At 72.2% G+C, this 24,770-nt stretch carries 20 protein-coding genes; 11 read left to right on the top strand and 9 right to left on the bottom strand.

Translation table 11 applies throughout. From position 1 onward, the window contains the following. Positions 1–89: 89 nt before the first annotated feature. Positions 90–2,213: a terpene synthase family protein gene (locus tag C2L58_RS35305; protein ID WP_199191615.1), complete on the bottom strand. Its 2,124-nt coding sequence runs from the start codon at positions 2,211–2,213 to the stop codon at positions 90–92. Between the two features lie 209 nt (positions 2,214–2,422). On the opposite strand from C2L58_RS35305, the gene C2L58_RS35300 reads away from it, so the two are divergent. Next, positions 2,423–2,719, top strand: coding sequence for a GNAT family N-acetyltransferase (locus C2L58_RS35300; RefSeq protein ID WP_103341982.1), 297 nt, complete (start codon positions 2,423–2,425; stop codon positions 2,717–2,719). Between the two features lie 152 nt (positions 2,720–2,871). After that, positions 2,872–3,888, top strand: coding sequence for a S1 family peptidase (locus C2L58_RS35295; protein ID WP_103341981.1), 1,017 nt, complete (start codon positions 2,872–2,874; stop codon positions 3,886–3,888). Positions 3,889–3,945: 57 nt separating this feature from the next. Here C2L58_RS35295 and C2L58_RS35290 read toward each other — a convergent pair whose 3' ends face one another. Continuing rightward, the gene (locus tag C2L58_RS35290; RefSeq protein ID WP_103341980.1) at positions 3,946–4,569 is read right to left on the bottom strand and encodes an SAM-dependent methyltransferase; all 624 of its coding nucleotides are present in this window, start codon (positions 4,567–4,569) and stop codon (positions 3,946–3,948) included. A 77-nt stretch (positions 4,570–4,646) separates the two neighbouring features. After that, positions 4,647–6,227, bottom strand: a complete 1,581-nt coding sequence (locus tag C2L58_RS35285) for a discoidin domain-containing protein (RefSeq protein ID WP_103341979.1) — start codon at positions 6,225–6,227, stop codon at positions 4,647–4,649. Positions 6,228–6,496: 269 nt separating this feature from the next. On the opposite strand from C2L58_RS35285, the gene C2L58_RS35280 reads away from it, so the two are divergent. The 6 genes from C2L58_RS35280 to C2L58_RS35255 all read left to right on the top strand — a co-directional run bounded on the left by C2L58_RS35280 (position 6,497) and on the right by C2L58_RS35255 (position 13,871). Continuing rightward, positions 6,497–7,225 carry an SDR family oxidoreductase gene (locus C2L58_RS35280; protein WP_103341978.1) on the top strand — a complete coding sequence of 243 codons (729 nt, stop codon included), beginning with the start codon at positions 6,497–6,499 and terminating at the stop codon, positions 7,223–7,225. Between the two features lie 95 nt (positions 7,226–7,320). Beyond that, entirely contained in the window at positions 7,321–8,520 is a 1,200-nt protein-coding gene (locus C2L58_RS35275) for a cytochrome P450 (RefSeq protein WP_103341977.1), read from the top strand. Between the two features lie 298 nt (positions 8,521–8,818). Next, a complete protein-coding gene (gene aspS / locus C2L58_RS35270; protein ID WP_199191614.1) occupies positions 8,819–10,033 on the top strand; it encodes an aspartate--tRNA(Asn) ligase in 1,215 nt (404 codons plus the stop codon). A 9-nt stretch (positions 10,034–10,042) separates the two neighbouring features. Beyond that, the gene (locus C2L58_RS35265; RefSeq protein ID WP_103341975.1) at positions 10,043–10,870 is read left to right on the top strand and encodes an SCO6745 family protein; all 828 of its coding nucleotides are present in this window, start codon (positions 10,043–10,045) and stop codon (positions 10,868–10,870) included. A 63-nt stretch (positions 10,871–10,933) separates the two neighbouring features. Beyond that, positions 10,934–11,689 (top strand): SDR family NAD(P)-dependent oxidoreductase, encoded by a 756-nt coding sequence (locus C2L58_RS35260; protein WP_103341974.1) that lies wholly within the window; start codon positions 10,934–10,936, stop codon positions 11,687–11,689. Between the two features lie 121 nt (positions 11,690–11,810). Beyond that, positions 11,811–13,871 carry a PQQ-dependent sugar dehydrogenase gene (locus C2L58_RS35255; protein ID WP_103341973.1) on the top strand — a complete coding sequence of 687 codons (2,061 nt, stop codon included), beginning with the start codon at positions 11,811–11,813 and terminating at the stop codon, positions 13,869–13,871. Positions 13,872–13,904: 33 nt separating this feature from the next. On the opposite strand, the gene C2L58_RS35250 is transcribed toward C2L58_RS35255, so the two are convergent. Continuing rightward, positions 13,905–14,930: a carbohydrate kinase family protein gene (locus C2L58_RS35250; protein ID WP_103341972.1), complete on the bottom strand. Its 1,026-nt coding sequence runs from the start codon at positions 14,928–14,930 to the stop codon at positions 13,905–13,907. Between the two features lie 220 nt (positions 14,931–15,150). Here C2L58_RS35250 and C2L58_RS35245 point away from each other — a divergent pair, with 220 nt between their 5' ends. After that, on the top strand, positions 15,151–16,431 hold the full coding sequence (locus tag C2L58_RS35245; RefSeq protein ID WP_103341971.1) for a family 4 glycosyl hydrolase: 1,281 nt from the start codon (positions 15,151–15,153) through the stop codon (positions 16,429–16,431). Here C2L58_RS35245 and C2L58_RS35240 read toward each other — a convergent pair. Beyond that, the gene (locus C2L58_RS35240) at positions 16,428–17,129 is read right to left on the bottom strand and encodes an SDR family NAD(P)-dependent oxidoreductase (RefSeq protein WP_233226118.1); all 702 of its coding nucleotides are present in this window, start codon (positions 17,127–17,129) and stop codon (positions 16,428–16,430) included. The genes C2L58_RS35245 and C2L58_RS35240 overlap by 4 nt on opposite strands. Positions 17,130–17,333: 204 nt before the next feature. Here C2L58_RS35240 and C2L58_RS35235 point away from each other — a divergent pair, with 204 nt between their 5' ends. Further along, positions 17,334–18,524, top strand: a complete 1,191-nt coding sequence (locus C2L58_RS35235; RefSeq protein ID WP_103341969.1) for a cytochrome P450 — start codon at positions 17,334–17,336, stop codon at positions 18,522–18,524. Between the two features lie 142 nt (positions 18,525–18,666). Next, entirely contained in the window at positions 18,667–20,391 is a 1,725-nt protein-coding gene (gene kstD, locus C2L58_RS35230) for a 3-oxosteroid 1-dehydrogenase (protein ID WP_103341968.1), read from the top strand. Here kstD and C2L58_RS35225 read toward each other — a convergent pair. The 4 genes from C2L58_RS35225 to C2L58_RS35210 all read right to left on the bottom strand — a co-directional run bounded on the left by C2L58_RS35225 (position 20,388) and on the right by C2L58_RS35210 (position 24,064). Further along, a complete protein-coding gene (locus tag C2L58_RS35225) occupies positions 20,388–21,410 on the bottom strand; it encodes an LLM class flavin-dependent oxidoreductase (RefSeq protein WP_103341967.1) in 1,023 nt (340 codons plus the stop codon). The two genes, kstD and C2L58_RS35225, sit on opposite strands and share 4 nt — an antisense overlap. A gap of 43 nt (positions 21,411–21,453) precedes the next feature. Beyond that, positions 21,454–22,626: a Glu/Leu/Phe/Val dehydrogenase dimerization domain-containing protein gene (locus C2L58_RS35220; protein WP_103341966.1), complete on the bottom strand. Its 1,173-nt coding sequence runs from the start codon at positions 22,624–22,626 to the stop codon at positions 21,454–21,456. A gap of 20 nt (positions 22,627–22,646) precedes the next feature. Next, entirely contained in the window at positions 22,647–23,228 is a 582-nt protein-coding gene (locus C2L58_RS35215) for a TetR/AcrR family transcriptional regulator (protein WP_103341965.1), read from the bottom strand. Positions 23,229–23,674: 446 nt separating this feature from the next. Further along, positions 23,675–24,064 carry a hypothetical protein gene (locus C2L58_RS35210; RefSeq protein WP_103341964.1) on the bottom strand — a complete coding sequence of 130 codons (390 nt, stop codon included), beginning with the start codon at positions 24,062–24,064 and terminating at the stop codon, positions 23,675–23,677. Positions 24,065–24,770 lie beyond the last annotated feature (706 nt).

Raw genomic sequence — 24,770 nt, 5'->3', positions numbered from 1 at the left:
GGTCAGGGCAACGCCGTCCAGTGACCCCGGAGGGTCGGCTCGCGTACTCGGAGGGTCGGCTCGCGTGCCTGGAGGGTCGGTTTGCGTACTCAGGGGGTCGGAAGCAGGGACGAGATGCGCAGTGCGGAGGTGCCGATGCCGGTCGGGCCGCTGAAGACCGGGACCGTTGCCGGGTGGTAGCCCAGCTCCGGCTCCGTGTAGCGGGCCGAGTTCTGGTGCCAGTGCACGATCCCGGCCATCCAGTCGCGCAGCTCCTGGACGAACCCGAGCAGCGTCTCCTCGGTGGTGTCGTCGCGGTACAGGGCCGGCAGCTCGGTCGCCGCCGCGTGGTCGAACTCCGCCAAGCGGGCGTGGATCAGGTCGGTCACCACCTCGACCGCGCGCTCCTCCGGGCAGTCCAGGAAGTTGCGCACCACCAGCACCGCGTTGTGCAGCTCGCCTTCGTACTGGATCTCCTTGCGGTAGGAGTACAGGTCGTTGGCCAGGCCGGCCACGTCCGCCGCCGCGTGCTCGAGCGTCTGCACCGGGCGCGTCCGGTGCAGCGCCGGCGGCATCGCGCTGTCACGCGAGAGGCTCATCGTGAGGTCCGCGCCGAACGTCCGGCGCCGCATCTCGACGTAGTCGATCGGGTCCGGGATGCGGTTCTGGGCCTGGTTCGCCAGCTCCCAGAGCCAGCTCGACGTCATCGACTCGACCGCCCGGCGCACAGCGGGCCGGCTCTCCGCCGGGGTCCGCGGCCAGAGATCGGCCAAGCCCGCCTCCAGCGGTGTCGTCGGCGCCGGCATCGGCGCGCCGGCCGCCGGCATGAAGGCCGGCAAGCGGAAGTTGGCCGCCTTCGCGCCCGCGAGGTCGCGAGTCGCGCCGAACACCAGGGGGTAGTAGTCGTCGGCGTAGGTGCGCCAGGTCAGCCAGTCGCTCGTGACGTCGAGGGCGCCGGCCGTCGCGTCCGGGTGGATGCCCGCCGCGCACAGCGGCAGGTCGGCGGCCCGCAGCTTCCGCTCGTCCCACACCACGCCGTCGAGGAAGCCCGTGCGCCGCGCCCAGTCGACGTTGCGGACCCGGCAGGCAGCCAGGTGCGGGCTGAACCGCGGCGGCAGCGGCAGGTCGAGCGACGGCCGCGGGACGCCGGCCGCGCGGAACGGCGTCGAGCCGTACGCCCGCTGCCGTTGCGGTGCGGTGGCGAGCACCGACGCGAAGATGCGGGCCGCGGACGTGCCGAGGTCCGGGCCGCCGCGGCCGGCCAGGGCGCCTTCGTTCATGTACCGGCTGGACCGCAGGTGCCATTCGTGCCCGCCGGACTGCCAGTCCTGCAGGCCCTTGACGTAGGCGAACGTCGCCGCGCGCGCGGCCGGGTCGACGCAGTGGTCGTCGAGCAGCGCGGGCACCTCGGTGAGCGCGGTGTGCTCGAACTGGTGCAGCCGGGAGGTGATCAGGTCGTTGACCGCGTCGGCCGCCTCCTGGGTGCCCAGCCCGAGGAACTTCTCGAACACCAGCACGCCGTTGGACAGCTCGCCCTCGTCCTGCACTTCGCGCTGGTAGGAGAACAGGTCGTTGCGCAGGTGGACGCTGTCGGCGAAGCAGTCGCGCAGGACTTCCATCGGCCGGGACGCGGCGATCGCGGCCGGCACCTCGGCGTGCACCGAGTGCTCGACCAGGTTCGCCGACCACGGCGCGCCGCCGACCTTCCGCCGCATCTCGACGTACTCGATCGGGTTGGCGAGCCGGCCCTCGTTGATGTTGGCCAGTTCCCAGAGCGACTCGTCGAGCAGCGCCTTCGTGCTCTCGGCGAACCGGCGCCGCCAGCCGGCCGACCGGTGCGGGACCGTCCGGTTCCACAGGTCGGTGAGGCCGCGCTCGACCGGGTTTTCCGGGGTCGCGGTGATTTCCCCGTCGACCGGCATGAACTGTTCGAGCCGGTCGAGGTAGGCGCGTGCGCTGCCGATGTCACCGGTGCGCTTGTAGAGCTCGAGGAAGTGGTCGTCGAAGTAGAACACCCAGACGTACCAGTCGGTGATCAGGTCGAGCTCTTCGGCGCCGGCGTCGGGGTGGGTGTACGCGCAGAGCAGCGCGTAGTCGTGGGAGTCGAGGTCCCGCTCGGTCCAGATCACCGTGCCGTGCTGCGGCACGTCGATCATGTCGAGCTCGCGCGCCCAGGCCTTGCTGTGCTCGCGCGCGCGATCCAGGTGCGGGTTCAGGCGCGCCGGGTAGGGCATGTAGAACTCGGGGAGGACGAACGGCTGTTCAGGCACACCGCGAGGCAACCAGCCGGCCGCGGTGTCCGCCAAGGGGAACAGCCGGGAAGCACACGAACGGGCCGAGCGCGTCCCCCGGCCGGCCCAGCGGCGTTCCGGCCTGATCGGCACGCGGTGGCGGGCCGTCGCACGATGGTGTCTCCGGTGTCTCCGGCGAACGAGGAGAGCAGATGACCGACGAAACCCGGGTGGTCGACAACCCGGACGAAGACCGCTACGAGCTGTGGGTGGGCGAGAAGCTGGCGGGGATCGCGCAGTACGACCGCCGCGGCGACCTCACGGTGTTCACCCACACCGAGATCGACGACGCGTTCTCCGGCCAGGGCCTGGGCAAGGTGCTGGCCGCCGGGGCGCTCGACGACGTCGTCGCCCAGGGCCGGACCATCGTGCCGGTCTGCCCGTTCATCGCCGGGTACCTGAAGAAGAACCCGGGTTACGAGGACCACGTCCGCTGGCCGCGCGAGTAGGCCGGAAGCGCTACGAACGTTGGGCCGTCCGGGTGATCTGAGCGGTATGTCCGGTTCCCTTGGTTATTAACCAACCTTCGTCGGTAGTGCGTTGGTTGCCTGGCAACGAAAGTGTCGGCACAGGCTTCGAACGGCAACCCTGGAGGAAGTTGATGACTCCCCGGAAGACCGCCCTCAAGACCCTCGCCGTCTTGTCGGCCGCCGCGCTGACCAGCGGCGTTTGCGCCTCGGCGGCCACCGCGTCCCCGCTGGCCTTCGCCGGATTGCAGGCGCGGGCGATCACCGGCGCCACCCAGGTGGCGGACGCGCTGGGTGCCGCTTCGGGCGGCGTCTACCTCGAAAACGGCCAGGCTGTCGTGAACGTCGTCGACGACGCGGCGGTGCAGCAGGTGCGGGCTGCCGGCTTCACGGCGAAGAAGGTCAAGCACACCTTCGCCGCGCTCACGGGTGTCAAGAACCAGCTGGACGCGGTGAAGAACGTGCCGCAGACCGCCTGGGGCATCGACACGAAGACCAACCAGGTCGTGGTGAAGGTCTACGACGCGGCCAGCAAGGAGACCGCGGACAAGGTCGCCGCGGCCGCCGCCAAGTACGGCGACAGCGTCCGCGTCGAGCACCGCACCGGCAAGCTGTCTCTGTACATCGCCGACGGCGACGCGATCCAGAACAGCCAGGGCCGCTGCTCCCTCGGCTTCAACGTGACGCGCGGCGGCTCGCCGTTCCTGCTCACCGCGGGCCACTGCACCAACCTCGGCGGCACCTGGGCCGGCGGCGACGTCTCGGGCGCGCAGGTCGTCGAAAGCGACTGCCCCGGCGCCGACTCCGGCCTGCTGACCCGCCCGAACGGCACCGGGCCCGGCCGGATCAACACCGGCCAGCAGATCACCGGTGCGGCCACCCCGACCGTCGGCGAGCAGATGCAGAAGCAGGGCTCGACCACCGGCGGCGGCAGCGGTGAAGTGACCTCGGTCGACGAGTCGGTCAACTTCGACGTCGGCGTGCTCAACCACGAGTTCGGCACCACCGCGCACACTGACCACGGCGACTCCGGTGGCCCGGCCTACGACGGCTCCACGGGCCTGGGCACGCTGTCCGGCGGCGACACCGTGACCAGCTACTTCTACCCGCTCACCCTCGAGCTGCAGGCCTACGGCCTCCAGCTCGCCTGAGCCAGGGCGAGGGCCCGCTCACTTTCCGTCGGGGGAGGTGAGCGGGCCCTCGTTCCGTCACGCTTCGAGCCGCCGCGCGCGGTAGACGGCGTCGGTGTGGTGGCCTTCGCCGCGCGTCTCGCACGTCTCGACCACCCACTGCCACGGGTCACCGAGATAACCGGTGATCTCCTCGGGCTCGAAGTACAGCTCCTCCGGCGGCTTCTGGCCGTCGAACTCCCGCATGGCCTTCGGCGAGTGGCCGACGACCAGCAGCGAACCGCCGGGCCGGATCGCCGCCGCGGCCGCCGTGAAGACGTCGCGGCGCAGGTCCGGCGGGAGGTGCATGTACTGCGCCGAGACCAGGTCGTACTGCGCTTCCGGCCGCCACTCGAGGATGTTGCGGTGCAGCCAGTTCACCGTCACGCCCGCCTCGGCGCCGGCCTCCGCCGCGCGGGCGAGCGCGGTGGTCGAGATGTCGACGCCGTCGACCGTCCAGCCCCGCTCGGCCAGCCAGATCGCGTCGCCGCCTTCGCCGCTGCCGAGGTCGAGGGCGTGCCCGGGTTTCAGGCCCTCGACCTCGGTGCGGAGGTTGACGTTGACGTTCCCGCTCCAGATGCGGTGCTCGTCACGCTGGTACATCGCTTCCCAGAAGTCCTGCTTGAGCATCGCGTCGACGGTCATCGGGTGGTCGTGGGGCATGGTTCCTCCTCAAGGACGTCCGCCCAGCATGCGGACGACGTCCCCAAGAAGGCAAACCTCGTTGCCGATCCGGCAACTCAGGCCGTGCCGTACACCTGCATTTCGTACAGCGAGTAGCCGTACGACGTCCCACGCGTGACGCCGTTCATCCGCACGTACCGGCCGGTGCCGGCCAGGCCGGTGAGGTCGTCCGTGCCGCCGTTGCCGGTCGTGGTGCTGTAGATCGTCGTCCAGGTGGTGCCGTCGGCCGACGTCTGGATGCTGTACGCCTTCCCGTACGCGGCTTCCCAGGTCAGCTTGACGTGCGTGACGGACTTCGCCGCGCCGAGGTCGACGCGCAGCCACTCCGCGTTGCTCCCCTCCTTGGACGCCCACCGCGTGCTCGTCAGGTTGCCGTCCACGGCCGCGCCCGCCGGGTACGACGACGATTCGGTCGAGGACGCCGTCGCGGCCTTGCCCTGCGACAGCAGCGTTTCCGGGCCGCCGGTGCCGGTCACCGTGACACCCAGCGAGGCCGTCTTGGTGCCGCCGGTGATGGTGATCGTCGCCGAACCGGGGGATGCGCTCGTTGCCGCGGCGACGGTGACCGTCGAGGACCCGTTCGCCGGCACCGACTCCGGCGAGAAGGACACGGTCACGCCCGCGGGAGCGCCGCTCGCGGAGAGCGTGACGGCGTCGGTGGAGGTCACGGTGGCCGTCGCCGAGGCGCCCGGCGCGACCGTCACCGACGACGGCGTCACGCTCAGGCCCGCGGTGTTCCCGGCCGCGGTGAACGTCCAGCGGGCCGCGGTGCCGGAGCAGCTGCCCGCGGTCAGCGTGGTGCCCGAGGCGCGGAAGCACTTCTTGCTCGTCTGGATGTCCGAGATGGTGCCGTCCGGGTTGATCGACCACTGCTGGGCCGGGCCGCCGGTGCAGGTCTGCAGCACGATCGAGCTGCCGGAGATGCCCGCGCACTTGTCGTTGATGACGAAGAAGGCGCCGTGGAAGGTGAACCGCTGCTCGGCGCCTGAAGTGCAGGCGGCCACCTTCAGCGTGGTGCCGCTGCCCGGGGCGGCCAGGCAGGTCCCGGTGGAGGTGTTGCGGTACTGCCCGACCGTGGTGTTCGGCTGCGCGCCGCCCCAGCACTCACCGGTGCTCGTGTCGAAGATCGGCGTGGCGTCATAAGCCTCGTTCGAGGGCGGGTCGACGACGACCGGTTCCATGACCGGCGTGTTGTCGGGGTTGTAGTGCGTGAGCGCGTCCTCGCAGTCGATCGCGTCGAAGGCGCTGCCGCCCTTGCCGCCGAGCCAGAGGTCGATGTGGCGCAGGCCGGGGCCGCCGTTCGGGCCGTGGCTGTTCCAGTCGTCGGAACACTCGTCGCAGCCGTCCTCCATGACGAAGTACTTCTTCACCCGCGGCACCCAGACCTTGGTGCCGGGCTTGAGTTCGTCGCTGCTGGTGGCGAAGGTGATCGGGTCGGCGTACGTGCCTTTGCCGCCCGCGGTGGAGTGGATCTGCGGGTAGGCGATGTCCCCGCCGGGCGGGGTGTTGTCCCACCAGCCGTAGAAGGTGAGGAACGTCGGCTGGGTCGTGGCCGCGCTCGCCGCGGGAGCGCCGGTCAGCGCGGCGGTCAAGGCGAGGAACAGGGTCACGACGAGCACGAGCGCGCGCCGGGTCATGCTGCCTCCGGAGGGCTGGGCGGAAGATGCTGTGTCGATCGTTGCCAATCCGGCCGCAGCCACGGCCGAATGCCTTCGCGGCAACGGTTACGTGCCGCCCGAGGGGGCCTGCTTCTGGCCGAATTGGCAACCGCGGCGTGCGTCCAGGTTCGCCGGGGTTCGCGGGCGCGTCAAGACCTATTCGTAAACTTTCCTAACGAACCGGGTTTCGTGTCCCGCTCGCCGGGAAAATCCGGTGGGGAAGCGGTTTCCTCGGCGAAGATGGCGCCATGAGCGAACAGCGGGAAATCGTGGTCACCGGCGGCGGCACCGGCATCGGGCTGGCGATCGCCGCGCGGTTCGCGGCGGCGGGCGAGCGGGTGACGGTCACCGGGCGGCGCAAGGACGTCCTCGAAGCGGCGGCGGAGAAGATCGGCGCGCGGGCGGTGGCCTTCGACGCGAGCGATCCGGCGGCCGTGCAGGCCGCGCTGGCGGAGCTGCCCGAGCGGGTGGACGTCCTGGTCAACAACGCCGGCGGCAACACCGACCGGGTCCGGGAGGCGCCCGCGGCCGGCGACCTGAAGGGCCTCGCCGACGCGTGGCAGGCGAACTTCGAGGCCAACGTGCTCTCCGCCGTGCTCGTCACCGCGGCCCTGAAGCCGCGCTTCGCGGACAACGTGCGTGTCGTGACTCTCGGCTCGATCGCGGCGAAGCAGGGCTCGGGCTCGTACGGCGCGGCGAAGGCGGCGATCGAGGCGTGGAACACCGATCTCGCGCGGCAGCTGGGCGCCGGCGGAACGGCCAACGTCGTCGCGCCGGGTGTCATCCTCGACACGGAGTTCTTCCACGGCACGCTGACCGACGAATGGCTGAGCTCCCGGATCTCCGTCGCCTTCAACCAGCGTGCCGGCCGTCCGGAGGAAATCGCGGACACCGTGCGGTTCCTGGCGGCGCCGGAAGCCGCCCACCTCACCGGCCAGGTCGTGCACGTGAACGGCGGCGCGTACGGCGCTCGCTAGGCCATCCGGGTCGCAAGTGGGGCGCCCGCCCCACGGCGGCCGCGGTCCTCTCCATGGTGGAAGGGAAGACCACCGGAAGAGAGAGGGGATCCGCCGTGACGGTCGCACCCGCAACCCCGGCCCTCCCGACGACCCGGCCGGCCGGCTGCCCGTTCGACCCGCCCGGCAGCTACGCCGCCCGCCGGGAAACCGCGCCCACGTCGAAGGTGCGGTGCCCGGCGGGCATGGACGCCTGGCTGGTGACGCGCTACGCCGACGTCCGCGCCGTGCTCGCCGACCGCACGATGAGCTCGCGCGGCGCGTCATCGGTGCACGTGAACCCGAACGCCGACCTCGACGAAGAGGTCCACCCGGGCTCGATCATCCAGCTCGACGGCGCCACGCATTCGCGGCTGCGGAAGAAGGTGATCGCGGAGTTCACCGTGCGGCGCGTGGAGGCGTTGCGCGGTTACGTCCGGCAGCTGGTGGAGAGCCACCTCGACGCGATGCTCGCGCAGGGCGCGCCGGCCGATCTGGTGCGGGACTTCGCGTTGCCGATCCCGTCGCTGGTGATCTGCGAGCTGCTCGGCGTCCCGTACGCCGACCGGTCGCAGTTCCAGCGGCAGAGCACGACGCTGGTCAGCACGGACGCGACGCGCGAGGAAGGCGAGGAAGCGTACGACGCGCTTTCGGGTTATCTGGCCGCGTTGTTCACCGAAAAGCAGCGGAATCCGCAGGACGACCTGTTCAGCAGGCTTTCGGTCGCCGGCGCCGACGACCCGCTGACGATGGAAGAGCTGGTCGTGCTCGGGCTGAGCCTGCTGGTGGCCGGCCACGAGACGACGGCCAACATGATCGCGTTGAGCACGCTGGTGCTGCTGGACCACCCCGGACAGCGGGAGGCGGCGCTCGCCGCGCCGGAGCGGGCGGTCGAAGAGCTGCTGCGGTACCTCTCGGTGGTGCAGTGGGGTGTGCTCCGGTACGCGACTTCGGACGTCCAGGTCGGGTCGCAGCCGGTCCGGGCGGGCGAGTGGCTCGTGGCCGCGCTGAACTCGGCCAACCGCGACGAGTCGGTGTTCCCGGGCGCGGACGAGCTGGACTTCGCTCGTGAGTCGCCGCGGACGCACGTGGCGTTCGGGTTCGGGGCCCACCAGTGTGTCGGGCAGCAGTTGGCCCGGGTGGAGCTGCAGGAGGCGCTGACCGGGTTGTTCCGCCGGGTGCCCGATCTGCGGCTGGCCGTGCCGCGGGACGAACTGGGGTACAAGCACAACACGCTGGTGTACGGCGTCCGGGAGCTGCCGGTCGCCTGGGGCTGAGAAAAATCGGAGGCGTCTTCGCGGCCGGGTGGCTACCGTGGCCGGCAACGCGCTGATGGAGCCGAGTAGTCCCGGGAGCGCACGGGTCAAGAGAGCCGCCGGTAGCTGGGAAGGCGGTCCCGTGCCCGGTGGCGAAGACCCTCCGGAGTGCGGGGAGGAACGGCGTCCGCGCCCCATGCCCCGCCGGCCGGCCCCCGTCACCGGGCCGCGAAGAGGCCGCCTCGCCGGCGGTGAAAGTGCGGTGGCACCGCGATTCCCCTAGTCGCCCGCACTCCCGAGGGATCTTGTTGGGAGGGTGATGAGTTCTCGTGTTCTGGCCGCCGACCTGCCCCGGTACGTCGGCGCCCGCGTCCGGGTCGCCGGCTGGGTGCACCGCCGGCGGCGCCTGAAGTCCGTCACGTTCGTCGTGGTCCGGGACCGCTCCGGGCTCGCGCAAGTCGTGCTGCGCGGTGCCGCGCCGCCGGAGGAAACCGTCGTCGAGGTGCACGCCACCGTGTCGGCCAGCCCGCGCGCACCCGGCGGTGTCGAGCTGACCGAGCCGGTCGTGGAAACGCTGGCCGAAGCGGTGCCGCCGCCGTTCGACCTCTACCGGCCCGCCGTCACCGCGTCGCTGCCGGCGATCCTCGACCACGCGCCGGTGGCGCTGCGGCACCCCGCGTTGAAGGAGCGCTTCGCGGTGGCCGCGGCCGCCGTGCGCGGCTTCCGGTCCACTTTGGACAGCCTGGGCTTCACCGAGGTGCACACGCCCAAGATCGTGGCGTCGGCGACCGAGTCCGGCGCGAACGTCTTCGGCATCGACTACTTCGGCCGGCCCGCCTACCTCGCGCAGTCGCCGCAGTTCTTCAAGCAGGCACTGGTCGGCGTGTTCGAACGCGTCTACGAGGTCGGCCCGGTCTTCCGCGCCGAGCCGCACGACACCGCCCGGCACCTCGCGCAGTACACCAGCCTCGACGTCGAGCTGGGGTTCATCCGGGACCACCACGACGTCATGGCCGTGCTCCGCGAAGTCCTGGCCGGGATGGCGGACCCGGCGCTGGTCACGGTGCCCGGGGAGATCCCGGAGATCCCCTTCGCCGCGGCGCTGGAACTGCTGGAAGCGGACACGGGTGAGCGCGACCTCGCCCCGGCCCACGAGCGGGCGCTGTCGGAGTGGGCGCGGCGCGAGCACGGGTCGGACTTCCTCTTCGTGACCGGTTACCCGATGGCGAAACGGCCGTTCTACACGCACCCCGACGCGGCGCGGCCCGGCTACTCGAACAGCTTCGACCTGCTCTTCCGCGGGGTGGAGCTGGTGACCGGCGGCCAGCGCCTGCACCGGCACGCCGACTACCTCGCGGTCCTGGGCGACGCCGCGCCGGAGTATGCCGACTACCTGCAGGCGTTCGCGCACGGCATGCCACCCCACGGCGGCTTCGCGATCGGTCTGGAACGCTGGACGGCGCGGCTGCTCGGCGCCGCGAACGTCCGGGAGGTCACGCTGTTCCCGCGCGACCTGCACCGGCTGACCCCGTGAGGAGGGCCCGTGACAGCTCGTCGTCTCTGGGCGGCCGTGGAACCGTTGCACGCCGTCGTCTACTTCGCGCCCGAGACGGCCGAAGCGGCGAAGGCGGCCGGCCTGCGCGGCTACTGGATGGGCTACTTCGCGGGGCGGCTGGCGCACCTGGGCCCGATCGGCCCCGGGCCGGCGGCGGCGGTGCTGTTCGGCTTCGCGCCGGAGATGGTGGCCCGGGCGGTGCCCGACGCGTGGTCGTTCGCCTCGCCCGCGGCCGTCCTCGGCTCCCGGCTCGAGGCGGTGGGGACGGCGTTGCGGCCGGTCACGGCCGACGTCTCGGAGCTGAGCGCCCTCCTGTGGCGGGCGGCGGACGCGTGCGAGTTCGGCGGCCGCCCGCTCGCGGCGGCGTGGGCGGCGGTGCCGAAGCCGGCGGACCCGCTGTCGAGCCTGTGGCTGGCGACGACGATCCTGCGCGAGCACCGCGGCGACGGCCACGTCCTGGCCGCGGTCCACGCCGGGCTGAGCGGCTTGGAGACGACGCTCACCCACATCGGTGACGGAGTGCTCGGCCGCGCGGACGTCCAGCCCCACCGCGGCTGGTCGGACGCGCAGTGGGACGCGGCGGTGGACCGGTTGCGCACCCGCGGAATCCTCGACGCGCACGGCCACCTGACCGCCGCGGGCCGCGAGCTGCGCCACGGGATCGAGGAGGACACGGATCGCCTGGCGGCGGCCCCGGTGACGGCCCTGGGCACCGACGTCGAGCGGCTGCTGGAGCTGGCGGTGCCCCTGGCCCGGGCGGTGTTCGACAGCGGCGTCGTCCCGGTGCCGAACCCGATGGGTGCCGCGCGTCCTTGAGCGTCGATTCCGGGCGTGGCCGTTCGACGCACCGGTGAACGCACCCGGACCTCGGAGGACTCCATGACATCGCTCGCCGGCAAGAACGCGATCATCTACGGCGCCGCGGGGCGGATCGGCACGGCCGTCGCCACCGCGTTCGCCGGGGAAGGCGCGCGGGTGTTCCTCGCCGGCCGGACCCGGGCCCGCCTCGACGAGGTGGCCGGCGCCATCCGGGCGGCCGGCGGCGAGGCCGGGACGGCGGAGGTCGACGCCCTCGACGAGCGAGCGGTGGACGAGCACGCCGCCGCGGTCGCCGCCGAGGGTGGCATCGACGTCTCGGTCAACTTGATCGGCCACGGCGACGTCCAGGGCACGCCGCTGGTGGACATGGCGCTCGCCGACTACGAACGCCCGGTGGTGACGGCCGTGCGCACCCAGTTCCTGACCGCCCGCGCGGCGGCCCGGCACATGATCGCGCGGCGGTCCGGGGTGGTCTTGTTCTTCGGGGGCGCGGCCGACCCGGTGCGCGAGTTCGCGGTCGGCGGGCTGCAGGTGGCGTTCCACGCGGTCGAGGCGATGCGCCGCCAGCTCGCGGCCGAGCTGGGCCCGCACGGGATCCGCACGGTGACGCTCCGGACGGGCGGCATCCCGGAGACCCTCCCGGCGGACTTCCCGGGCAGGTCGGAGCTGGCGGAGAACATCGCGGGCAAGACGATGCTCGGCCGCGCGGCGACCTTGGCCGACGTGGGTGCGGTGGCGGCGTTCGTGGCCTCGGACCGGGCGGCCTCGATGACGGCGGCGACGGTGAACGTCAGCTGCGGCGCCTTGGCCGACTAGGGCGAGGGCCACCGGCCCGGCCGGCTGCTGCCCGTTGACCGGGACGCCAGTTGACCACCGGGTCGCCGCGCTCGTAGGGTTTTTCCGACCTCCGCCGTCGTCATCAGCCATGGAGGACGGGATGAACAGACGGATTCGGGCGGGGGCGATCGCCCTGGCGCTCGTCGCCGGCACGATGCTCACGGCGGGGCCGGCGCAGGCCGCCGACCCGTTGCTGTCGCAGGGAAAACCCGTGACGGCGTCGTCGTCGGGCGGGTGCTGCCCGGCGGCCAACGCGGTCGACGGCGACTCGGCGACCCGCTGGGCCAGCGCGGCCGGCGTCGATCCACAGTGGATTTACGTCGACCTCGGCGCGGCGGTGCACGTCAGCCGCGTCCGGCTGCAGTGGGACGCTTCCTGCGCCACGGCCTACGAAATCGACACGTCCGCCGACCACGTCACGTGGACCAAGATCTACGCGACGACCGCGGGCAAGGGCGGCGTCGAAGACCTGACCGCCCTCGACGGCACCGGCCGGTACGTCCGGGTGTACGGCACGAAACGGTGCCGCACCGACGCGTCGAAGGGCTACTCGCTGCAGGAATTCGGCGTCTACGGCTCTGGGGGCGACGTCCGGCCGCCGTCACCGCCCGGCACGCCGACGCTCACCGGGGTCACGCCCACCAGCGCGACCATCTCCTGGACCGCGGCGACCGACGATGTCGGCGTCACGGGCTATGACGTCTACCGCGACGGCCAGCTCTGCGCGAGCACGACCGGCGCGCTGACGGCGACCTGCGGCAACCTCGCCCCGAACGTCAGCTACGGCTTCTACGTCAACGCGCGGGACGCGGCCGGGAACGTCTCGCAGGCCAGCGGCACCCTGATCGTGAAGACGCCGCCGTCCGACGACCACACGCCGCCGTCGGCGCCGTCGAACCTGCACACCACCGCGGTCAACAGCACGTCGATCGGCCTGGCGTGGACGGCGTCGACCGACGAAGTGGGTGTCGCCGGCTACCGGATCTACGACGGCGGCACGCAGATCGGCACGTCGGACACGACGAGCACCACGCTCGGCGGGCTGACCCCGAACACCGCGTACCACCTGCAGGTCCGGGCCTTCGACGCGAACGGCAACCTCAGCGACCCCAGCACGCCGGTCCTGGACGTCACCACCACCGGCGGCTCGACCTGCACGCCGTCGCAGGGGGTCTGCGGCGCCACGCAGGTCGGCACGGACGACGACGTCGTGTGGGGGCTGGTGACCCTGCCGGACGGCACGATCCTCTACAACCAGCGTGACGCGCACGCGATCGTCCACCTGAACCCGAAGACCGGCGCGAAGAAGACGATCGGGACCGTGCCCAACGTGCAGAGCACCGACGGCGAAGGCGGCCTGACCGGGCTGGAGATCAACCCGGCGTCGTTCGCTTCCGACCACTGGCTCTACATCATGCACACTTCGCCGAGCGACAACCGGATCGTCCGGATCAAGTACGACCCGGCCGGCGACTCGCTGACCACGAGCACCGAGCAGGTCCTGCTGACGGGCATCGCGCGCAACAAGTTCCACAACGGCGGCCGGCTGCGGTTCAGCCCCGACGGCCGGTACCTGTTCGCGGGCACGGGTGACGCGCAGAACAGCAGCAACGCCCCGAACACCAGCAGTCTCAACGGAAAGGTGCTGCGGATCAGCCCGGACGGTTCGATCCCGGCGGACAACCCGTTCCACAACGCGGTGTGGAGCTACGGGCACCGGAACGTCCAGGGCCTGGCGTTCGACTCCCAGGGCCGGCTGTGGGAGCAGGAGTTCGGCAACAGCATCATGGACGAGACGAACCTGATCGTGAAGGGCGGCAACTACGGCTGGCCCTCCTGCGAGGGGACGTCGGGTTCGTGCGACGGGTTCATCGCGCCGAAGAAGACGTACCCGGTGGGGCAGGGCTCGTGCAGCGGCATCACGATCATCCGTGACGCGCTGTACGTCGCGTGCCAGAAGGGGCAGCGGCTCTACCGCGCGGTGATCAGCGGCAGCTCGCTGACGAACTTCCAGACGTTCTTCAACGGCACGTACGGCCGGCTCCGCACGGTCGAGCCCGCCCCGGACGGGCAGATGTGGCTGGCGACCAGTGTGGACGGTGACAAGGACAGCACCCCGCACAACAGTCACAACAAGATCCTGCGGGTGTCGGTGGGGTGAGGGCGCGCTGACCGGGGGCCTGCCCGCCCCCGGTCAGCGCCAGCCGTCGTCGCCGAAGCCGAGGGTCACCGGGCCGCGGCGGATCCCCGCCACCGTCTCCGACGGCAGCACTTCGTCCAGGAACGCGTAGTCCGGGCTGCGGGTCCGCGCGTGCCACTGGGCGATCTCGTGCCAGCCCGGCGCCGCCAGCGCGCCGCCGAAGTGCTGCACCGACAGGCTCGCCGTCAGGCAGGCGAACCGGAGGCGCTCCACCAGGGGCCAGCCCGTCAGCGTCGCGGCCACGAAACCGGCGCCGAACACGTCACCCGCGCCCGTGGCGTCCAGCACGTCGACCGGGAGCGCCGGGACCGCCGCCGTCTCGCCGGTCGTCCCGTCCACCGCCAGCACGCCCTCGCCGCCGCGGGTGATCACCGCGATCGGAACCAGGTCCGCCAGCCGGGCCAGCGCCGCTTCGGGGGTGTCCGTGCGGGTGTAGCGCATCGCCTCGATTTCGTTCGGCAGGAAGGCGTGGCAGCACGCCAGCTGCTCCAGCAACGCCGGCGACCAGGCTTCGGACGGGTCCCAGCCGACGTCGGCGAACACGAGGCTGCCCGACTGGTGCGCGGTGTGGACCCACTCGGCCGTGTCGAGGCCGATGTGCGCCACCGTCGCCAGGCTCGGCGGCGGCGAACCGGCGAGTTCCGCGACCGGGACGGGCGGCGGGTGGCCGTGGGTGACCATCGCGCGGTCGCCCGCGTAGGCCAGCGAGACCGTCACCGGCGAGTGCCACTCCGGGAACCGCCGCGACCGCGACAGGTCGATGCGCTCCTGCCGGGTCAGCACGTCCCAGCAGTAGCGCCCGTAGACGTCGGTGCCGAACGCCGCCGCCAGCGACGTGCGCAGGCCGAGGCGGCTCAGCGCGACGGCGAAGTTCGCGATCCCGCCCGGCCCCGAGCCCATGCCGCCCGTCCACACCTCGGTGCCCGGCGCCGGCGGGTGTTCGAGCCCGGTGAAGACGAGGTCGAAGAACAGCAGGCCGGACAGGAAGACATCGACTTCGGGGGCGGGCTCGGCCGGCACGGGCGCCTCCACTGATCAGGCAACGGTGGCCCGAGCCTGCGTCAGCGGCGCGAGATCCGCAAGAGCTCGGCCGGTCGAGCCGCGGATTGCGTGCTCCCGGCTGCTATGGTCGCCGGATGCGGCATGGCTGTGACTCGGAGCTTCGCTCCGGGCCGGGGGCTCCGCCACCCGGACCCCCTGAAAACGTGGTGGGTCTCCGGATCGAGCAAAGCGCTCCTCGATGAAGCTGGCGATCCTCGGCGGCGGCGGGTTCCGCGTGCCGCTCGTGCACGGCGCGCTGCTGGCCGGTGGCGAGGTCACCGAGCTCGTCCTGCACGACGTCGACGCCGGTCGCCTCGCGGCGATCGAACGGGTCCTGGCCGAGCAGGCCGCCGGCGCGGCGAACGCGCCGCGGGTGCGCACGACCACCGACCTCGCCGCCGCGGTGTCCGATGTGGACATCGTGTTCTCGGCCATCCGCGTCGGCGGCCTGCGCGGCCGGCGGCTGGACGAGCAGATCGCGCACGCGGAAGGCGTGCTGGGGCAGGAAACGGCCGGCGCGGGCGGGATCGCCTACGGGCTGCGGACGGTCCCGGTCGCGGTCGCCCTCGCGCGGCTGATCGGCGAGCTGGCGCCGCGCGCGTGGGTCATCAACTTCACCAACCCCGCCGGGATGGTCACCGAAGCGATGGCCGCGCACCTCGGCGGCCGGGTGATCGGCATCTGCGACTCCCCGGCCGGGTTGTGCCGCCGCGTCGCCCGGGCCCTCGGCATCGACGCGGCGTCGGCGAAGTTCGACTACGCGGGGCTCAACCACCTCGGCTGGCTCCGCTCGGTCCGCGTCGACGGCCGGAACGTGCTGCCGGGGCTGCTCGCCGACACCGCCGCGTGCGAGTCGTTCGAGGAGGGCAGGCTCTTCGGTGCGGACTGGCTGCGCACGCTGGGCGCGGTCCCCAACGAATACCTGCACTATTACTACTTCGCCCGCGAGGCCGCCGGCTCGGAGTCGCGCGGCGCGTTCCTCCTCGAGCAGCAACGCGGTTTCTACGCGGAACCTTCGCTGGCGTCGTGGGAACGCACGCGCCTGGAACGCGAAGCGACGTATATGGCCGAGACGCGCGAGGGGGAGCGTGACGACCTCGAGGGCGGTGGCTACGAGAAGGTCGCGCTGGCCTTGATGCGCGCCCTCGCGCACGGCGAGCGCACGACGCTGATCCTCAACGTCCGCAACGGTTCCGCGCTCCCGGGGGTGCCGGGTGACGCGGTCGTCGAGGTCCCGTGCACGGTCGGCGCGGACGGCGCCCGCCCGCTCGCCGCCGCGCCGCTGGCGGACCACGCGCTGGGCCTGGTGACGACGGTCAAGGCGGTCGAGCGGGCGGCGATCGAGGCGGCGACGACGGGTTCGCGGGCGGCGGCGCTGCGGGCGTTCGCGCTGCACCCGCTGGTCGGCTCGGTGCCGGTCGCCCGGCGGCTGCTCGACGCCTACGTCGCCGCGCACCCGGAACTCGCCTACCTCGCTTAGGCCACGGCCATCGCGTTGAACTCCGCTTCGGCTTCCCGCTCGGTGTAGAGCCCCCACGCCTTGTCGGCGATGTCGTCCGGATCGAGCGTTCCCACGGTGAAGCCGGGGTCCTGAGCGGTGAACATGCGGTGGATGTCACCGCGCTCGATGAGGCCGCCGATGGTCAGGATCCCGGCGTGGACGCCCTTCTCCCGCAGGGCCGCGTGCAGCGTGAGCACGTACATCCGCAGTGCCGCCGACGCCGGGGCGAGACTGCCGAGCATCGGCATCGGGTACTTGCCGCTCAGGCCGCCGGCGAAGAGCAGCGACCCCGAACCGCGCGCCAGCATGCCGGGCAACACCGCTTCGACGAGGTTCGCCGCCGGGACCACGACGGCGTCGAACGCCACGCGGAGGGTGCCGCCGCCGGCCTCGGTGAGCGGCGTGATGCCCCCACCGGACGTCGCGTCCGCCGGCCCGAAGTACACCGTGTCGATCTCGCCGGCGTCGGCGGTGATGCGCACGAGCACGTCGCGGAGCTGGGCTTCGTCGGTGACATCGGCCGTGTAGGTGGGGGCGGTGATCCCGGCCAGCGACGCGCGGTAGCCCGCGTGCCGCGTGTCGGTGCGGGAGACCAGCGCCGTCGTGAAGCCTTCGCGGCCGAAGCGGTGGGCGACCGACAGGCCGAGCCCGGGACCGACGCCCAGGACGGCGAGCACGTTCGGCAAGGGAACCTCCTTCTCGAAGAAATTGAGACTGTCCTCAACTTAGTCTCAGGTTGAGTGTGCCGTCAACTTGCTGCCTCGGCGTCCACATAGGACATCGCCTGGGTGAGGCCGTCCGGGCGATTTGCGGCGTCCGGACGGGTTTTCCGGGTTGCTCCGCCTTCCGGGACGCCGGGAACGGCGCTCACCATCGGCCGCATGACCGCTGCCTACCCCGCCGAGAAGGACCATCCCGCCGTCCCGATGGGGGCGATCTACGCCGGGCACCCGCCGATGTCCCGGATCGCGTTCCCCAGCGGCCACGAAGGCTGGCTGGTGACGCGCTACGACGACGTCCGCACGGTCTTCTCCGATCCGCGGTTCAGCCGCGGCCTGCGGTACCCGGGCGCGCCGTGCCTGATCGAGCCGGGCGACTTCTCGACCGGCGAGCACAGCATCCTAAACATGGACCCGCCTGACCACACGCGGCTGCGGCGGTTGTCGGCGCAGGCGTTCACCGTCCGCCGGATCGCCGCGCTGCGGCCCCGGATCCAGGAGATCGCCGACGGGCTCCTGGCGGCGATGATCGCGCACGGCCCGCCGGCGGACCTGGTCGAGGCGTTCGCCTTCCCGCTGCCGACCGCCGTCATGTGCGAGCTGCTGGGCGTCCCGTTCGCCGGCCGCGAGCGGTTCCGGCAGTGGTCGCGGGTGATCGTGACGCCGATGCAGCACGCCCCCGCCGACGTCGAGCGGGCGCGGCGCGACGGCGCCGAGGACATGGCCGCGCTGGTGGCGGAGAAACGCGCACGCCCCGCGGACGACTTCCTGAGTGCCCTCGTGCACGCCCGCGACGAGGACGGCGACCGGCTCACCGAGCCGGAGCTGATCGACCTGGCCACCCAGCTGCTGCTCGCCGGGCACGAGACGACGGTCAGCCTGATCGGGTGCGGGGTCGTCCTGCTGTGCCGGCACCCGGAGCAGCTGGCGGCGTTGCGCGCCGATCCTTCGCTGACCCCGGGGGCGGTCGAGGAGATCATGCGCTACGACGGCCCGGTCGACTCGTCGCTGCTGCGGGTGGCGCTGGAGGACGTGTCGCTGGGCGGGGTGCTGGTGCGGCGCGGCGAGGCGGTGCTGGCCCACGTCGGAGCCGCGAACCGCGACGAGAACGTGTTCCCGATGGCGACGCAGTTCGACATCCGCCGCAAGGACGCACCACAGCTGGGCTTCGGGCACGGGATCCACTTCTGCCTGGGCGCGGCGCTGGCCCGGCTGGAGGGCGAGATCGCCTTGCGGGCGCTGCTGGACCGGCTGCCCGGCTTGGAGCTGGCGGTACCTCCGGAGACGATCACCTGGCGGCCGCCGCTGTCGGTGCGCGGGCCCGAGGAGGTGCCGGTGACCTGGACGGCTTGAGCCTGCGCCGAATGCCGCGCCCGGTTGGCGCCACCGGCCGAGCCGGGCCGGCCGGGACTGCTCCAGTCGTGTAGAACCTGTTCCAGTTTCGGGTCGCGGCCGAGATCATGGCCCTCGCTGTTCCGCGAGCGAGGAGTACGCCATGGATGCCGACCTGACCCGCCGTCAGCTCCTCCGCGGCAGCGCCGCCGGGGTGGGCCTCGCCGTCACCGCCGGGCTGGCGAACCCCGCCGCGGCCGCACCCGTGGGCGAGTACGACGTCGTCGTGGTCGGCTCCGGTGCGGCGGGCATGACCGCGGCGCTGACCGCCGCCAAACGCGGGCTGAGCGTCGTCGTGCTCGAGAAGGCGCCGACGTTCGGCGGCTCCGCGGCCCGGTCCGGCGCCGGCATCTGGATCCCGAACAACCGGGTCCTGCTCGCCGCCGGGGTGCCGGACACGCCCGCGAAGGCCGCGCAGTACCTCGCCGCCGTCGTCGGGCCGGACGTGCCGGCCGCGCGGCAGGAGGCGTTCCTGCGCAACGGCCCGGCGATGATCGACTTCGTCCTGGCGAACAGCCCGCTGCGGTTCCGGTTCATGGAGGGCTACAGCGACTACTACCCGGAGCTCCCGGGCGGCCTGCCGAACGGCCGGTCGATCGAGCCGGACCAGTTCGACGGGCGCCTGCTGGGGGCCGAGCTGGCGAACCTGAACCCGCCCTACCTCGCCACGCCGGCGGGGCTCGTCGTCTTCAGCGCGGACTACAAGTGGCTGAACCTGGCCCTGGTGAACGCCAAGGGTGCCGCGGTCGCCGCCGAATGCCTCGCCCGCGGCACGGCCGCCGCGCTGGCCGGGCAGAAGCCGCTCACCATGGGGCAGTCGCTCGCCGCCGGCCTGCGCGTCGGCCTGCTCCGGGCGAACGTCCCGGTGCTGCTCAACACCCCGCTCGTCGACCTGAACGTCGAAAACGGCGCGGTCACCGGCGTGGTGACGCCGCAGGGGCTGGTGCGGGCGCGGCGCGGTGTGATCGTCGGCTCGGGCGGGTTCGAGCACAACGCGGCGATGCGCGCGCAGTACCAGCGGCAGCCGATCGGCACCGACTGGACGGTCGGCGCGAAGGAGAACACCGGCGACGGCCACCGCGCCGGGCAGCGCGCCGGCGCCGCCCTCGACCTGATGGAAGACGCTTGGTGGGGCCCGGCCATCCCGACCCCCGGCGACCCGTACTTCTGCCTGGCCGAACGAACCTTGCCCGGCGGGCTGATCGTCAACCAGGCCGGGCAGCGGTTCGTCAACGAAGCCGCGCCCTACAGCGACGTCGTGCACACGATGTACGACAAGAACCCGGCGGCGCCGGACATCCCGGCGTGGCTCATCGTCGACCAGAACTACCGCAACCGGTACCTCTTCCGCGACATCGCGCCGCTGCTGCCGTTCCCCGACGCCTGGTACGCCGCCGGCGCGGTCTTCAAGGCGTCGACGATCCAGGACCTCGGCGCGAAGATCGGCGTCCCGTCCGCCGCGTTGAAGTCCACTGTGGACCGCTTCAACGGCTTCGCCCGGTCCGGCACCGACCCCGAATTCCGCCGCGGCGCGAGCGCGTACGACCACTACTACACGGATCCGGCGGTGTCGCCGAACTCCTGCCTGGCGCCGCTGTGGGCGGCGCCGTACTACGCGCTGCGGCTCGTGCCCGGCGACCTCGGCACGAAGGGCGGCATGCGCACGGACGCCCGGGCGCGGGTGCTCCGCCCGGACGGCTCGGTGATCCCCGGCCTGTACGCGGCCGGCAACGCGAGCGCGGCGGTGATGGGCCACAGCTACGCCGGCGCGGGGTCGACCATCGGCCCCGCGATGACGTTCGGCTACATCGCCGCGAACGACGTCTAGAACTCCTTTTCCACCAGCGGGAGCACCTCGGTGCCGAGGAGCTCGATGGCCCGCATGACGTCGGCGTGCGGGACGCCGGACCAGTCCATCTGCATCGCGTACCGGTCCGCGCCGGTGAGCTTGCCGACCGCGATCAGGCGCTCGGCGATCTCCTCGGGGCTGCCGACGAACAGCGCCTGCGCGTCGCGGGTGTGTTCGTCGTACTCGGCGCGGGTCGGGACCGCCCAGCCGCGGGCGCGGGCGCCGTACTTCATCGTCTCGAGCCAGTACGGGTAGAAGGTTTCCTTGGCGTCCTGGGACTTGTCGGCGATGAAGCCGATCGCGCTCATGGTGACGTGCAGGTCCGGTTGTTCCCCCGCTTCCCCGGCGCGGCGGTAGAGGTCGACGAGCGGGGCGAAGCGCTCCGGCTGTCCGCCGATCACCGCGTACACCACGGGCAGGCCGAGCAGCCCCGCGCGGATCGACGACTCGGGGTTGCCGCCGGTGCCGACCGAGATGCGCAGGTGCTCGCCGTACGGCCGGGGCAGGATCCGCGCGTTCTCCAGCGGCGGGCGGAACTTGCCGGACCAGGTCAGCGGGTCTTCGCGGTCGATGTGCAGGAGCAGGGCGAGCTTCTCCTCGAAGAGCTCGTCGTAGTCGCCGAGGTCGTTGCCGAACAGCGGGAACGACTCGGTGAACGACCCGCGCCCGGCGAGCAGCTCGGCGCGGCCGTGGCTGAGCTGGTCGAGCGTGGTGAACTGCTGGTAGAGGCGGACCGGGTCCTCGGTGCTCAGCACGGTCACGGCGGAGCTGAGGGTGATCTGGTTCGTCACGCTCGAGGCGGCGGCCAGCACGGTGCCCGGGCTGGAGATCGCGTACTGGTCGAGGTGGTGCTCGCCGAGGCCGTAGAAGCCGAGGCCCAGCTCGTCGGCGAGCTTGATCCGCTCGAGGGTGTTGGCCAGCGTCCGCGCGACGGAGGGCTGTTCGCCGGTGCGCGGGTCCGGCGCGCGGTCGCCGAAGCTGTAGATGCCGAGTTTCATACAACGCTCAACTACTTGTGGGGCGGATTCGTTCCCCTCGGTCTCAGCCGAAGCGGGCCTGGATGGCCTCGAGGTTCTTCTCCGACAGCTGCAGCGCGGCGGCGCGCAGGCTCAGGCCGTCCAGGGTGGCGACCTCGAACATGCTGGTCACCAGGGCGCGCATCCGGGTGCGGACCTTGCCGAAGGCTTCCTCGGCGTCCGCGCCGACGTCGCCGAACAGCGTCCACCACCACCACGAGTTGGTCGCCGAGTTGGCGACGAAGTCCGGCACCACCCGGATGCCGCGCGCGTCGAGGAGCTCTTCGGCGTCCGGGGTGACCGGCAGGTTCGCGGCCTCGACGATGAGCTGCGCGCCGATCTTGGCCTGGTTGTCGGCGTCGACGCAGTAGGAGATCGCCGCGGGCACCAGCACCTCGGCCGGCACGTCCAGCCACGCTTCCGGCGGCAGGAGCTCGTCGCCGGGCTTGAGGTTGTCGCGGTCGATGCCGCCGAAGCGGTCGCGGTGCCGGAGCAGGTTTTCGACGTCGAGCCCGGCCGGGTTGGCGACGACCCCGCGGACGTCCGAGACGCCGACCACGCGCAGCCCGGCGTCGGCGAGGAAGCGGGCGGTGGCCCCGCCCATCGCGCCGAAGCCCTGCACCACGACGCGGTTCGGCCGGTGGTGGAGGCCGAGCATCTCGAGCCCGGTGAGCGTGGCTTGGGCGACGCCGAGGCCGCCGACGAGTTCGTCGAGCCCCAGCCCGCCGACCTCGATCCGGAAGGCCTCCGCCAGCCGGGCGGTCGCCGCGTCGCGGTCTTCGAGCAGCGGGTAGATCGCCTGCACCGGGCTCAGCAGGCCGATTTCGGCGATGACGCCGTCGATGACGTCCCGCCGCAGCCCCAGATCCTCGCCCATGGTCCAGTACTGCTCGATGAGCGGCCGCATGGCGTGCAGGTACCGGGCGACGACGTCGCGGGCGCGCTCGTCGTAGGGGTCGAAGTCGATGCCGCCCTTGGCGCCGCCGAGGGGGACGTACCGGCCGTCGGGGTCGTAGTTGAGGCCTTCCTTGAGCGTCATGCCCCTGGCCAGGCCGCGGACCTCGAACAGCGAGCAGCCGCGGCGCATCCGCAGGCCGCCGCTGGCGACGCCGCGCACCAGCCGGTCGATCACCAGGTACCCGCGGCACCCGGTGACGGGGTCGGTCCAGGCCACTTCGAGCAAGGCTGTTCCGGTCATCGCCCCTCCTGATCCCCCGGTCAACATCCGAGCTCGTAAGCCATCGCCTGCTCGACCCACCGGTCACAGTCCCCGGCGGTGACGGTGCCCTGCCGGGCGACGACCTGGACCGCGAGCCCATCGAGAAGAGCGGTCAGCCGCCACGCGGCGCCGTGCGGATCGGCGCACCGGAAGGTCCCGGCCCCGACACCTTCCGCGATCAGCGCGACAACGGCATCCCGCCACCGCAGGTCGAGGCGTTGAAGCACGGCCCGCAGGGCGGCATCCCGCATGGCCGCGGCACCGGCTTCGATCCACAGCTGCCAGTTGTCGTGGTGCGAGGGCCCGTACAGAGCGAGAACGGCACGAAGCCGCTTGTCGGCGGGGCCACTTTTGCCAAGCTCATCGTCCAGCTTGGTCAGTTCCCCCTCGGCGGCTTGCCGGAAGGCTTCGATGACGAGCGCCTCGAGGGTCCCGAAGTGGTAGAAGATCAGCGCGGTGCTGACATCGAGCGAGTGAGCGACATCGGCCGCCCGCACACCGGCGATGCCCCGCGAGCGAATTTGGGCAAGAGCGGCCCGGACGATCTCCTCCCGCCGAACGGCCACGGCCTTCCGCATCATGCGGCCACCGTACCGAGGCGAATGGGCGGGCGGGAGGCGCCGAATGTGGGGTCCTCGGCCTGTGCGGATAGTCAGGACCGCAGGTGAGGGGGTTGCTTGGTGGGGCTCGGGGCTCGGTCGGTGATCGGTGGCGGTGGGGTTGGCGGGCGCTTGGAGCGCGGGCGGTGGCTGGGGTGGCGTTCGGCGGCGGCGCGAGGTTCGGGGGAGGCGGCGGGTGATCGGTGACGGTCGGATTGGCGGTCGGTCCGGTGGGGGTTCACCGCGCGCGGGGGTCGGCGGCCGGGCTGAAGTGGTGCTCGGCCGGGCGGGTTTAGGGGGCGGCCCGCGCGCGCGGGCGCGGCTGTTGTGAGTGGCTGGGCGCGGGCGGGTGATCGGTCGCGCTGGGTTGGCGGGTCGGTCCGGTCGGGGCTCGCCACGCGGGGGCGTGGCCGGCAGCGCAGAGTGGATCAGCGGAGACTCTTTCTGCGGGATCGCCACTGCGCGGCCTGTCGGTAGTACTGGGTCGACTCGGGCAGACAGGCGAGGACGGCGCCCGCCAGGAACAGGGCTGTGCCGATCAAGGCGTAGGACGCTGCCTGGGTGGCTGCCGCGTCGTTCATGTGCTTGAGAGCGCCCGGGAGCCACAAGAGGGTCTGCAGGGCGAGAATGATCAGCGACGTCACCCGAGCCCCGTTGAAGCGAATCGCCAGCAGCGAACTCAGCACGGCCAACGACGTCCATCCTGTTGTTGTCCCGTCGACGGCCCCCTCGGTCATCCCGAACAGGAAAGCCGCCAGCGGCAGCACCACCAGAGCGGCGATCAGGACCGGAGGCCGCCGCGGAGCCGGTTCCATCATGTGCTCAGCGTGGCGGGTCTCGCCCGGGACCGGTCCCCGTCCCGCGACGCCCGACACACGCACAGCCGACCAGGGCGGCAGGAATGTGGGCCGAGGGCAGGAGGGCCGGAAGGTGAGACCGCGCTGTGGGGGAGTGGCCGGGGCAGGAGGGGCGGCTCATGGGCGGCAACGGGTGGGCAGTGGCCGGGGGCCGAGTTGGCAAGCAGACCAGGGGTGGGCTCAGCTGGCGAGTGGTCAAAGGGCGAGCAGTGGCCAAGGGGCAAGTTGGCCAACAGGCCAGGGCAGCGCCCCGCTGCTGGGCGGTCGAAGGGTGGGGAGAGCTGTGGTCAAGAGGTGGATGGGTGCGGTTTCGCTGGGGGGAGGGCCAGCGAGCCAAGAGGGGCGGGGCGTGGCGGTGGAGCGGCCTGCGGTGATCGTGCGGGAAGGCAACCCTGCCGCTCGGTGCCCGAAGTCGCCCGCTACTGGAGGTTGGAACGGAGCTGATGGCGTGCGTACCGGAGTGCCGGGGCCGCGACCGCGGCTCCCGACACTCCCGCCTCCGCCCTCGGGGCCCCGGCCCCCGGGACCTCCGCCCCCCGAGGCCCTGGCCCCCGGGACCTCGGCCCCCGCCCCCCGGGCCCCCTCGGACCCCCGCCCCCGTTACCTTTTTGGTGGCTCCCGACCAGGGAGCTGTGGTCGCCAGGCCCGGCATGACTAGCGCCCCCAG

The sequence above is a fragment of the Amycolatopsis sp. CA-126428 genome, from assembly GCF_002904335.1.
Lineage (GTDB): Bacteria > Actinomycetota > Actinomycetes > Mycobacteriales > Pseudonocardiaceae > Amycolatopsis.
The sequence above is the reverse complement of the archived record's forward strand: the minus strand, read 5'-3'. Positions and strand labels throughout refer to the sequence as shown.